At 43.9% G+C, this 12,157-nt stretch carries 14 protein-coding genes; 8 read left to right on the forward strand and 6 right to left on the reverse strand.

Annotation, left to right across the window (positions count from 1 at the left end; translation table 11 throughout):
* Positions 1 to 102: 102 nt before the first annotated feature.
* The 8 genes from ACRD6K_RS16695 to ACRD6K_RS16730 all read left to right on the forward strand — a co-directional run bounded on the left by ACRD6K_RS16695 (position 103) and on the right by ACRD6K_RS16730 (position 6,089).
* Entirely contained in the window at positions 103 to 567 is a 465-nt protein-coding gene (locus ACRD6K_RS16695) for a hypothetical protein (protein ID WP_430974203.1), read from the forward strand.
* An 18-nt stretch (positions 568 to 585) separates the two neighbouring features.
* Entirely contained in the window at positions 586 to 1,299 is a 714-nt protein-coding gene (locus ACRD6K_RS16700) for a hypothetical protein (RefSeq protein WP_430974204.1), read from the forward strand.
* Between the two features lie 242 nt (positions 1,300 to 1,541).
* On the forward strand, positions 1,542 to 1,913 hold the full coding sequence (locus ACRD6K_RS16705; RefSeq protein ID WP_430974205.1) for a hypothetical protein: 372 nt from the start codon (positions 1,542 to 1,544) through the stop codon (positions 1,911 to 1,913).
* A complete protein-coding gene (locus tag ACRD6K_RS16710) occupies positions 1,876 to 2,346 on the forward strand; it encodes a hypothetical protein (protein WP_430974206.1) in 471 nt (156 codons plus the stop codon). The genes ACRD6K_RS16705 and ACRD6K_RS16710 overlap by 38 nt, the downstream gene beginning before the upstream one ends.
* Positions 2,339 to 3,250, forward strand: a complete 912-nt coding sequence (locus tag ACRD6K_RS16715; RefSeq protein ID WP_430974207.1) for a DUF6597 domain-containing transcriptional factor — start codon at positions 2,339 to 2,341, stop codon at positions 3,248 to 3,250. Before ACRD6K_RS16710 ends, ACRD6K_RS16715 begins: the two co-directional genes overlap by 8 nt.
* A gap of 29 nt (positions 3,251 to 3,279) precedes the next feature.
* Complete coding sequence (locus tag ACRD6K_RS16720; RefSeq protein WP_430974208.1) at positions 3,280 to 3,702, forward strand: VOC family protein; 423 nt, start codon at positions 3,280 to 3,282, stop codon at positions 3,700 to 3,702.
* 344 nt (positions 3,703 to 4,046) lie between these two features.
* Entirely contained in the window at positions 4,047 to 5,387 is a 1,341-nt protein-coding gene (locus ACRD6K_RS16725; RefSeq protein ID WP_430974209.1) for an amidohydrolase family protein, read from the forward strand.
* An 18-nt stretch (positions 5,388 to 5,405) separates the two neighbouring features.
* Positions 5,406 to 6,089 carry an ankyrin repeat domain-containing protein gene (locus ACRD6K_RS16730; protein WP_430974210.1) on the forward strand — a complete coding sequence of 228 codons (684 nt, stop codon included), beginning with the start codon at positions 5,406 to 5,408 and terminating at the stop codon, positions 6,087 to 6,089.
* A 127-nt stretch (positions 6,090 to 6,216) separates the two neighbouring features.
* Here ACRD6K_RS16730 and ACRD6K_RS16735 read toward each other — a convergent pair whose 3' ends face one another.
* From ACRD6K_RS16735 to leuC, 6 genes are all read right to left on the reverse strand, one after another.
* A complete protein-coding gene (locus ACRD6K_RS16735; RefSeq protein WP_430974211.1) occupies positions 6,217 to 6,882 on the reverse strand; it encodes a 3-keto-disaccharide hydrolase in 666 nt (221 codons plus the stop codon).
* Positions 6,883 to 7,018: 136 nt separating this feature from the next.
* Positions 7,019 to 8,083, reverse strand: a complete 1,065-nt coding sequence (leuB, locus tag ACRD6K_RS16740) for a 3-isopropylmalate dehydrogenase (protein WP_299583516.1) — start codon at positions 8,081 to 8,083, stop codon at positions 7,019 to 7,021.
* Positions 8,084 to 8,164: 81 nt separating this feature from the next.
* Entirely contained in the window at positions 8,165 to 9,718 is a 1,554-nt protein-coding gene (locus ACRD6K_RS16745; protein WP_430974212.1) for an alpha-isopropylmalate synthase regulatory domain-containing protein, read from the reverse strand.
* 11 nt (positions 9,719 to 9,729) lie between these two features.
* A complete protein-coding gene (gene leuD, locus ACRD6K_RS16750) occupies positions 9,730 to 10,314 on the reverse strand; it encodes a 3-isopropylmalate dehydratase small subunit (protein WP_299583511.1) in 585 nt (194 codons plus the stop codon).
* Positions 10,315 to 10,323: 9 nt separating this feature from the next.
* Positions 10,324 to 10,695 (reverse strand): four helix bundle protein, encoded by a 372-nt coding sequence (locus tag ACRD6K_RS16755; protein WP_430974213.1) that lies wholly within the window; start codon positions 10,693 to 10,695, stop codon positions 10,324 to 10,326.
* A gap of 33 nt (positions 10,696 to 10,728) precedes the next feature.
* Positions 10,729 to 12,129, reverse strand: coding sequence for a 3-isopropylmalate dehydratase large subunit (gene leuC / locus ACRD6K_RS16760; RefSeq protein ID WP_430974214.1), 1,401 nt, complete (start codon positions 12,127 to 12,129; stop codon positions 10,729 to 10,731).
* Between the last annotated feature and the right edge of the window lie 28 nt (positions 12,130 to 12,157).

The raw sequence follows: 12,157 nt of genomic DNA on the forward strand, positions 1-12,157 counted from the left end.
TTCTCGCAACATCGTTCCGTCCTGCCGGACAGGAACGAGCTCCGAAATCCGCAACGACAACTTACAAGTGACCGTTAGCGGTAAATTAAAAAAACAAAAAACATGGAACGATTGAAGTCAATTTTAATAATTCTAGTTCTTATAGCAGGATTCTTAGGCTATTCGTATTTCAACTATAATAAACGACGAAAAGCTGTTGATGCTGTTGAAGAATACAGAAAGACTAATAATCTTGTACAAATTTGGCATTTTAGAGAAATGCACTTGAACATCTTTGACAAAATTATAGCTGACAAATCACAATTCAATTTCATCTTTGTAAATGCAAGCTCTGTAAAAAAAATAAATAATAAGCATTACTGGGTTCAATTTTCCTCATGGAAAAACGCACAGAAACTTGAAACACTTTCGCACTATACACTTGACCGAGAAGATGAAACTTTTAAGATTACAATAAATGATTTGTTTTGGGTTCCTGAAGACCGTGACACTTTGAATTTAGATGAAATTGAGGGAACTGTTTTCGAAATTACTGACAATTGGATAAAAGATTATAAAAATCAATAACCTAAAAGAAAAAGTTATATGAAACGCCCCTTCGAATTTGTAATGGATATTTTCTTTGAAAACCTTGATAAGGTCAAAGATAACCAAAGATATAATTTTAATAATTCAGAAAGATTTTTAATATGGATTGTTGGTTTTTCAATCGGAGGACTTTCAATTATTGTAACCAATTTAGCCCAGTTTACTAAATCATTTGACTATTGGACAATTAAGATAATTCTAATTTTACTCTCGGCATCAATAATTTCAGGAATACTGTATCGATGGTTTTTTTCTATTTATCAAATTCATTATCAAAGTATCGAATTTTATCTTTATGGAGCTTTCTCAAATCAACAAATTATGGAGGTAAATCCTGATGATATCTCAGGTGAAAATGACATTAAAGAAGTTATAAGACGTTTAAAAATAGACTATGACGATGATGTATCACATATTTTAGATGAATATTCTAAATTGAATCCCGAGGACAAACTAATAGTTCTTAATGATTTAAAATCTCGCTATCAAAAAATTGCACAAGGCGCTAAACAAGAATTTGAATTTGCAATGGATTATGCAAAAGACACATACAAAAAAGCATTTGGATTATCAGATAAAACGGCAAATAAAATGTTTCAGTCAAATTCGTCAAGGAAATTGAAACTCTTCGGACTTTTAACTTCAATTTCTTTTCTGACAAGTTGTTTATCATTTATTGCTGTTGTGATAATCATGTGCATTAAATATTGAAAAAATGAAAAAATCTACCGCTAACACAGTGCAAATGTAATGCGGGCGGGCGTGGTGTTCCAGCGTTTACTCTCTGTTCAACCACCGCCAATCCGTCGTTGACGGATTTTCGGTTAAAAATAATGTTTAGTAGTACGCCGGCTTGGCTCTGTGCAAACCTGACAAGTTGCCGTTTCAAAGCTCCGCACTCCACTTGCACCAACCGTTATAGGGTATTTTAAAAAAAGACAAAACAGCATGAAATGAAACTTTACGCAGTTTGTAATAAATGTAAATCAGAGATTTCCTTTTGGACTTGGAATGTAAATCGGACAGATTTTAAAAAGTCAAAAAACGAATGGATTCCATTGACTTGTAAAAAATGCAATCACAAGGAAAAATATCATATCGACACAATTTCTGCAAGAGAAAGTAAAGTTGCGCTGATTGTTGGATTAATTATTTTTCTTGTTGGGACTCCTCTGCTTTTCATTTTTCTATGGGACTATTTTTTTAAAACAAACAACGTTTATACAATTTTAGGGCTGGTAACACCATTGATTGTCCCGAGTTTGATTTATGGAATAATTTCAAAGAATGACCTACAAAGAGTTCGCAATTTCAATAGAAGTTAAACTTGCCATGACAAAAAAACATATCAGAATCGGATTTTTTGAAAATTTCAAAGGAGAAAATAGCATTTTAATTTCGGTGGACATTCATGGACTTTTAGAACTTGAGAAGGTATTTTTAAAACTCTCCAAAAACCTGACTGACTTCAATTTTGACAAGTTAAAGCTCTTAGACAATAAATATCGAATCAACTTGAAAACTTTCTCCGACAACGAAAATATTGGATTATTAAAAACAAGTCACGAGAATTATGAGTGGAGAGTAACAAAAGAAAAATGGGGAGAATTTCGAGAAAAACTAACATCAATGTACAGACTTGGCAGTGGTGGACATCATTACTTGGACAGCGATTCAAAAGCAAACAATGACCTCCAGGTTATTTTGTCTTGGAACGAATACGATATTGATTTTTGGAACAAAACAAAAAATGAATAAAAAACACCCTATAACACGGTACATATTGCAGGGCGGGGTTTGGTGGTACGCCAACTGCGGATTCTCGCATCGCAGTTCCGTGTCCTTCGGACAGGAACGCTCTCCGAAATCCGCCCCGACAACATGTACTAAACGTTACCATAAAAAAAACAAACGCGTGAATTACCGGGAGAAACATACCAAAGGATTTATTTCCAACTTCATCAAAAGTTTTTGGGAGTTTGAAACTGCCGAAAAGGAATGCCAGTATGAAATACTTCCAGACGGATGTTTCGATTTAATTTTTGAGATCAAAAACGGACAAATTCACAAAGTATGGCTGACAGGTGTTTGGACACAGCAAATCCAAATTTCCATACCAAAGAATACCAAATTGATTGGCACTCGCTTCAAATTGATTTCTGCCGAGTATCTTTTCAAACAGTCCATCAAAGAACTTAAAAACACCAAAACAGAACTGTCCACTCCTTTTATGGGCTGTGAACACCTCGATTTGAACGATTTCGGCAAATTTACCGATTCGATTAGCGAACAATTACAATACGGACTCAAAAACCTTAAAGAAATTGACAGCCGGAAATTTGAGCTGTTCAAAATTCTTTACGAACGAAAAGGCGAAATTTCAGTCCAGGAACTTTCAGAACGAATTATTTGGAACAGCCGGCAAATGAACAGATATTTTAACCGTCACTTTGGTTTTTCGCTTAAAACATTCTGCAAGATCCTGAAATGTCATTCTTCGTTAAAACACATTGCCAATGGCAAGCTTTTCCCCGAAAACGATTATTACGATCAGGCCCATTTTATTAAGCAAGTAAAGCAGATTACAGGCTCAACACCAACGAATTTGTACTTGAACAAAAACGACCGATTTTTACAATTGACCACCATTCAGTCAAGCTAAATTTGTGCTGTGAACAAAAAATAAGGAAGATGAAAGCAAACAAATTAACGCCCAATTTTGAGGTTAAAAACATTCGGGAAACCATTGAATTTTATCAATCCATTTTAGGCTTTTCGTTGGTAATGGCTGTCCCCGAAACACAGGACGGAGTCGAACAATCGTTGACTGAGGGGAAAGAATATGTTTACGCCTTGCTCAGTAAGGACAGCGTGGAAATGATGTTCCAGCGAACCGACAGTTTCAAAGAAGACGTTCTTCTCGCCAAAGACCGCTCTATGGGAGCAAGTGTTTCGTTCTATATGGAAATTGACGGAATTGACCGCTTTTATGAACAAATAAAAGACAAAGGCCTGAACCCAACCCCACTTAAAACGGCTTGGTACGGAATGCGTGAATTTTACCTACAGGACAATAACGGCTACATCCTTGCATTTGGACAAAAAAGCGAATAGTGAACCTGGAAACGTACCGAAACGAATGTCTTTCCTCTCCACTGGCGCGGGTTTGTAACCCGTGCCTTGGTTGAAAAACCGGAAAGCAGTAAGTACTGAATGAGCCAAATAAGCTGCGCTTCAAAATACACCAATTCCACACAGATTGATTCTGATTTAGACCCCATTGAGGCCCTAAAGAAAGCTCCCCCCATCTTAAGTTTTAGATAACAGCTGGAAAGCCAGTCTGGGAAAAATCGATCTGCTTCTGCTTTTTTCTTAGTTTTGCGTGCAAACCTTTCGACCTGCTTAAACGTCTGAACCAGAAAAGACGCCCCTCCACACAAGCGATAAAAAAACAGAAGATGATACGTAAAACAGTTTCCAGAAAAGAGTTTATTAAAAGTTCAGCCATGCTGGCTACCGGACTAAGTTTAGCCGCACCGACACTTGCCGCAAATACAGCCCGGCAGGCACCAGTTGAAAACACCATACTAACCAAGATGAACAGCATTCGTTTAAAAAATGTACGCCTTGAAACCGGCTTTGACTATGAAGGAGATGAAGTAATTGCCACAAAAACCGACTTGTTTTGTGTCGATATTGAAGATGGAAAGATCCGCAAGGTTTCGCCCAACAATCCGGCGGCACAAGCCGTTGATGCCAAGGGCTATCTGATGTTGCCCGCCTTTAAGGACATGCATATTCACCTGGACAAAACGTTTTACGGCGGCCCCTGGCAAGCAATCCGGAAAAGACAGGGCGGCGTAAAAGGAATGATTGCCCTGGAGCAGCAAATTCTGCCCGAAATGCTAAAGACATCCACCGAACGGGCGGAAAAAATGATTGACTTGCTGCAATCCTGTGGTTCTGCTTTTGCCCGAAGCCAGGTCAACATTGAGCCAACCTCCGGCCTCAACTCACTGAAAAACCTGCAGCAAGCCCTGGAAAATAAAAAGAACACGTTCGGCGCTGAGCTGGTGGCTTTCCCCCAGCATGGTGTTTACTATACGGATTCGGCTCCACTGATGAAAGAGGCTGCCCAAATGGATATCGACTACATTGGCGGCGTTGATCCTTACACCCTGGACGGGCAAATTGAAAAAACAATTGATTTTACCGTTCAGCTGGCTCTGGACCACAACAAAGGAATTGACATTCACTTGCACGAAACAGGCGACTCCGGACTACAAACCATGAATTACCTGATTGACAAAGTCAATGAAAATCCGGTGCTGAAAGGCAAGACATTTATCAGCCACTGCTTTGTACTGGGCCGGATTGACCAGGCCAAACAAGAAGAAATGGCTGAAAAACTAAGTGCCGCCCAGGTTGGCATCATTTCCACCATTCCTTTCGGACGACTGATCATGCCCATTCCAACATTGTACAAACACGGGGTAACGGTAGGCACCGGCAACGACTCCATTATGGACCATTGGAACACCTGGGGAAGTGGCAGCGTGCTGGAAAAAGCTAAACTAATGGCTCAGCTGTATGGCTATGGCACTGAGCATGCCCTTTCGCGAAGCCTGAAACTGGCCACCTACAATGTGCTACCACTGGATGACGAAGGTAACCAGCAATGGCCAAAACCGGGAGACCAGGCAGACCTTGCCTTTCTGGATGCCAGTTGCTCGGCAGAGGCTGTATCCCGCTTATCGCCGGTTAAGTCGCTGATTTATCAAGGCAATCTTGTATTTTAGCCTGTACCGAAATACACCATGAACATATTCGTGCTTTTCGTTGTGCTTAACCTTTTGCACACACAACCGAATCCTCTAAAAACAACTGAAATGAAACAAGAGCAGTCTGCGCTTCTTGAAGCTGTTAAGCAAAACAAGCTTCAACTGGCAGAAGAAAAATTAAACGCCGGAGCCGACGTGAACACCCGGGATGAGAACCAGCGCTCGCTGCTTCTGATTGCAACCCAGGCCCGCCATTTTGAAATGGCCCAACTGCTTGTAGCCCATGGTGCCGATGTCAATCAGCAGGACAATCAACTGGCCAGTCCGTTTCTGCATGCCGGGGCAACGGGCCAAACCGAATTGCTTAAACTATTTTTAGCGAATGGTGCCCGCTTCGATGTTTTTAACCGTTACTATGGCAGTGCGCTGATTCCGGCCTGCGAGCGAGGCCATGTTGAAACCGTCAGGCTATTGGCCAACACCCAGGGCTTCCCCATTGACCACATTAACCGTTTGGGATGGACCGCCCTGCTGGAAGCCATCATTCTTGGCGATGGCAGTGCCAGATATCAGGAGATCGTGCAGATTCTGATTGCTGCGGGCTGTGACATCAGCCTGCCCGACGGCGAGGGGGTAACACCCCTGCAACACGCCAAACGCGCAAACCAAACCGCTATTGTCAAGCTGCTGAAAGAAGCGGCCAGCCAAAAGGCAAAGTAGACAGTATTTCTTCGGTTAACGAAGAACCGGCCAGACTCAATAGCAGGTGAAAGCCGCTTGTAAAAAAGCAAAGACGACCGGGAAGTTCCGGTCGTCTTTGCTTTTTGAAATCATTTCTTCAACAGGCTTAATCGAGTACTTTCAGGCGGATATTCCGCCAGCCTACCTGGTAGGGCCCGCGATCGCCTACGCCATGCACTTGCAGCCCGATAAACCCACTGGGGTGCGATTTGAACTTCTCCTCATCCACCAAGTCGGAGATTAGCTTGCCATTCACCCAGGTTTGTATACGGGGGCCTTTCGCTACAATACGGTACTTGTTCCATTGGCCATCGTCGAAGTTTTTATGCGGAATGCGGAGTTCCTCCGGGGTCATCCATCCGCCACAGGCTTCGCCGTAGAGGTAGCCGGCTTCGGCGCCCTTCGCACCACTTGCTTCAATTTCAACCTGCGGCCCATTCACCCGGCCAAAAGCTTCATCCCCTTCCGGCGCTTTGGTGGTTGAGCGAATCTGAACTCCTGAGTTCAATTCATTATCAAACAGCTTGACTTCAAACCTCAACTCAAAATCGGCATATTCGTTTTCGGTACATAAAAAGGAGTTGGGGCTCCCGGCAACAGTTTTTCCCATAATTACCCCGTCTTCAACCCAGTAACTGGCTTCCCCGTTTTTTTGAATCCAGCCATTCAGATTGCTCTCGTTGAATAAGCTAAGCCAGTCGTTTCCTTTGGCCCAGGTTCCTACAGCGAGGAGCAGCAATAGGGAGCACAGTACAAATCGTTTTTTTCTCATCGTTTTAGTTCTAATAGTTAAGTTTTCACCAAGTTAGGAATAATTCAAGAAAAGCCCAAGTGCATTCCCAAGCGGCAATAAAAAAGGCCTTCCAAATTGGAAAGCCCCTCATACTGAATCAAAAAAAAATGCTTATTTATGCTTTGGCAATGTAGTCGGCAATCCAGTCACCCACTTCAGATGTTTTATAGGCTTTGCCTTCAGCAATGTCTTCGGTAACCACCTTCTCAGCCATTGAAGCTGCAACGGCATCCCGAATCAGTTTGCCTTCTTCTTTCAGGTCGAAAGCATACTCGAACAACATGGCTGCCGATAAAATGGTGGCAATCGGGTTGGCAATGTCCTTGCCAGCCGCCTGTGGATACGATCCGTGAATCGGCTCAAAAACCGACGTATGAATCCCAATCGACGCCGATGGCAACAGCCCCAGCGAACCGGTGATCACACTGGCTTCGTCGGTCAGAATATCACCAAACATGTTTTCAGTAACCATCACATCGAAGTTTTTAGGCCACTGAATAATTTGCATGGCTGCGTTATCGACAAACATGTACTCGGTAGTCACCTCCGGATAGTTGGGAGCCATTTCCTGGGCAATCTCACGCCACAAACGCGAGCTTTCCAATACGTTGGCTTTGTCCACAACTGTCAGTTTCTTATTCCGTTTCATGGCAAATTCGTAGCCCAGCTTCAGGATACGTTCTATTTCTTCGCGTGTGTAGGTGCAAGTGTCGAAAGCAGTATTGCCATCGTCTTTACGCCCTTTTTCGCCAAAATAGATTCCACCGGTCAACTCGCGAATGGCAACAAAATCGGCGCCTTCAACCAACTCGCGACGCAAAGGTGATTTGTGCAGCAGCGACTCAAACGTTTCTACCGGACGGATATTGGCATATAAGCCCAGCTTTTTACGCATCAGCAACAAGCCCTGCTCGGGGCGCACGGTAGCCTTGGGGTTATTGTCGTATTTGGGGTCGCCAATGGCTCCAAACAAAACCGCGTCGGCATTCATACACAACTGGTGTGTTTTTTCAGGATAAGGCTCCCCCACCTCATCAATGGCTACGGCTCCGGTCAAGCCAAACTCAAACTCCAATTCATGCTTAAATTTCAAGGAAACAGCCTTCACTGCTTTCATGGCCTGATCAACAATTTCAGGTCCGATACCATCTCCGGGGAGAACTGCTAATTTTAATTTCATGTGTTTATTTTTTTCAATCTTTTTTCGTGTAATTGGCGTGTCATCCGCTGAATCAATAAGCAGCGATCAACGCATGGGCCGCTATTTCTCAAGCTCATTCCAGTGTTCAAGTAAGTTCAGCATCCGAACCGTGGCTTTAATAGCAGCGGCTGTTTGATCCGGATCCAAGCCTCGGGTTTTAAACTCCCGATCAAGCTCCCAAACAATAACGGTTTCAACCAAGGCGTCGGTTTTTCCCCCTGGCGGAATGGTCACACTGTAGTCAAGTAATTTGGGGAAAGGCTTGTTCAAATTCTCATAAATTACCTTCAAGGCATTCATAAAAGCATCGTACTGTCCGTCGCCGGCAGCCGCAGCCTCATGGGTTTTTCCGCCAATGGCAATACTCACCGTAGCCGATGGCTTTAAACCCATGGCGTGGGATAGCGAGTAATTGTTGATCTTGATTTTTTGCTCAATATTTTCCTGCAAAACATCAGCCACAATGTAGGGCAAATCTTCGGCGGTTACCGTTTCCTTTCGGTCGCCCAACTCAATAATCCGGTTGGTAACCATTTTCAGAACGGCAGGATCCAACTCCATTCCCATCTCTTCGAGATTGGCCTTGATGTTGGCTTTCCCCGAGGTTTTACCCAAGGCATAGCTGCGCGTACGTCCAAAACGCTCGGGCAAGAGATCGTTAAAATACAGGTTGTTTTTATTGTCTCCATCAGCATGAACGCCGCTGCATTGGGTAAAAACAAATTCACCAATCAAAGGCTTGTTGGTTGGAATCCGGATACCGGAAAAACTCTCTACCAGTTTCGACACGCGGTTCAACATGCTTTCGTTCACGCGGGTTTCCATTTTCAGGTGATCTTTCACCGTGGCAATCACGCTCGACAGCGGAGCATTCCCTGCCCGTTCGCCCAGCCCGTTGATAGTGGTGTGCACACAAGGGATACCGGCTTTAAGCGCATGAAAGACATTGGCAATGGCTAGATCATAGTCGTTATGCGCATGAAAATCGAATTGCACATCGGGAAAGCGGTCAATCATTTCCTTGCAGAACTCGTATGTTTCATCCGGGTCAAGAATTCCGAGGGTGTCCGGCAACATGATCCGCTGAATATCCAGTTCTTTCAGCTCGGAAATCATGTAGTAGACGTAATCTTTGGAATTGCGCATTCCATTCGACCAGTCTTCCAGGTAAACATTTACCGTAATGCCTAACTCGCGGGCATAATCCACTGACTTTTTAATGTCGGCCACGTGCTCTTCCGGAGTTTTCCGAAGCTGCTCGGTTACGTGCTTGTAAGAACCTTTACACAACAGGTTGATGACTTTCCCCCCGGCTTGGTTAATCCAGTCGAGCGAGATTTTGCCATCCACAAAGCCCAGAATTTCGATGCGGTCCAGATGACCACGTTCGGCCGCCCAGGCCATAATCCGACGGGCAGCTTCAAACTCGCCATGAGAAACCCGTGCTGAAGCAATCTCAATGCGATCGACCTTGACACTTTCCAGCAACACCTTGGCTACGCTCAACTTTTCGGTATCGGTAAACGAAACCCCTGAAGTTTGTTCGCCATCCCTCAGCGTGGTGTCCATTATACTTAATACCTCAGTTCGTCCTTCCACCATTTTTCCCGTCATCTTATTGTTGTTTATCGTTCAAAAGCCTCAATTTCTTCCTTCATATTCACGAGGTAATCAATATCGTCCAAGCCATTTTGCAGACAATGCTTTTTATAGGCATTAATCTCAAATTCTTCGGATTCGCCCGTTGTCAGCAAGGTAATTTTTTGATTTTCCAGGTCAACTTCTAATTCCGTTGTAGGGTCAGCTTCAATTGCGGCAAATATTTTCTCCAGAAAGGCGGGTGAAACAATCACCGGAAGCAGCCCGTTGTTGAGTGAGTTTCCTTTAAAAATATCGGCAAAGAAACTGGATACCACCACCCGAAAACCATAGTCGTATATGGCCCAGGCTGCATGCTCGCGACTGGAACCACTTCCAAAGTTCTTACCTCCTACAAGTATTTTGCCGCTGTATTTTGAATCGTTTAAAGGGAAGTCGGCAATCGGCTGATTGGCCTTGTCGTATCGCCAATCGCGAAACAGGTTATCGCCAAAGCCTTTACGCTCCACCGCTTTCAAAAACCGTGCAGGTATAATCTGGTCCGTATCCACATTTTCCACAGGCAGTGGAACAGCACGGGAAGTTAATGTTACAAATTTATCGTATGCCATTTTGATCTATTATTTTTGATTTATTATTTTTGATTTCACCTGAATTGATTTTCTTGAGGCAACAAATATTGACGTAAGTTCATGGGCTTCTTTGATCAGAGGTTCTGCAACAGCGGTTGAAAGAATATTCTCTCCAATTGCAAAATCCAACCAAAAACCACATTCATCTGCTTCCTCAATAACAATTGATAATTTTGCAGCAAACGCAGCCCTTGAATGAGCTAAGTTAGCTGCCCGGTAATTCGCCGGAACCGAAGTCGCACATCTTATTAATTGGCCACAAATATGATTTCCAAGTTTTGTCCCTTCCAGTGACAAAGCCGTCTTCACACAGTTATGGGCAAATACTTTGGTTCGTGCTTCTAAGGTTTTTCGATCCATTCAATCACCAATTATCAATCATAAATAATCAATCTACATCAGTTCCCTGGGGTCGGTAATTACGCCGGTTACTGCCACTGCTGCTGCGGTGAGAGGGCTGGCCAGCAAGGTGCGGGCACCCGGTCCCTGACGACCTTCAAAATTTCGGTTCGATGTGGAAACTGCGTATTTGCCTTCCGGAATCTTATCGTCATTCATGGCCAGACAAGCTGAGCAACCCGGCTGACGAAGGGCCATTCCGGCTTCTTCAAAAATCTGATCCAATCCTTCCGCGATAATTTGTTTCTCAACAGCTTTTGATCCGGGAACCAGCCAAACATGAATATCATCGGCTTTCTTCTTCCCTTTCACAAACTGGGCAAACGCGCGGAAATCTTCAATCCGTCCGTTGGTACAACTTCCCAGGAATACGTAATCCACCTTTTTACCTTTCATCGGCTCTCCGGGGTTGTAATCCATGTATTTCAACGATTTCAGGAAGGTTGTCCGGTCGGTTCCCTGCAACTCTTCCCCCAACGGAATGGAGGCTGTTACTCCAATTCCCATACCGGGGTTGGTTCCATAGGTAATCATGGGCTCAATATCAGCCGCATCAAAATGGTATTCGGTATCGAATTGAGCACCTTCGTCTGATTTCAAGCTTTTCCAGTATTCAACAGCCTTGTCCCAATCGGCACCTTTAGGCGCAAACTGCCGGCCTTTGATGTAGTTGATCGTCGTGTCATCGGGGGCAATCATACCACCACGGGCACCACTTTCAATACTCAGGTTACACAAAGTCATCCGGGCTTCCATGCTCAGGCTGGTAATGGCCGATCCGGCATACTCGATGAAGTGTCCGGTTCCACCGCTGGTTGAGATTTTTGAAATGATGTAAAGGGCAATATCTTTTGAAGTCACCCCTTTACCCAATTCACCATCCACCGTAATACGCATTTTCTTGGGCTTGGGCTGCATAATACACTGACTGGCCAGCACCATTTCCACTTCGCTGGTTCCAATTCCAAAAGCAATGGCTCCAAAAGCTCCGTGTGTTGAAGTATGGCTATCACCACAAACAATGGTCATGCCCGGCTGTGTCAAGCCCATTTCCGGCCCAATGATGTGCACAACCCCGTGTCCTTCGCTTCCCAAACCATGGTAAGTAATGCCATGCTCTTCGCAGTTTTTCTTCAGCATTTCCACCTGGTGGCGCGACAATTCATCTTTAATGCTCAATTCCTGGTCAATGGTCGGCACGTTATGGTCAGGTGTTGCTGTGGTTTGGTCCGGACGAAATACTTTCAGTCCCCGGTTTTTCAAGCCCAAAAAGGCAACCGGGCTCGTCACTTCATGAATAAAGTGACGATCGATATACAATACACTGGGGCCTGCCTCTACCTTTTTAACCACGTGTGCATCCCAGATTTTATCAAATAAAGTTTTTGCTTCCAATTTATTCTCGTTTTAAAATTTTACACTA

The sequence above is a fragment of the Sunxiuqinia rutila genome, assembly GCF_050589705.1.
Lineage (GTDB): Bacteria > Bacteroidota > Bacteroidia > Bacteroidales > Prolixibacteraceae > Sunxiuqinia > Sunxiuqinia rutila.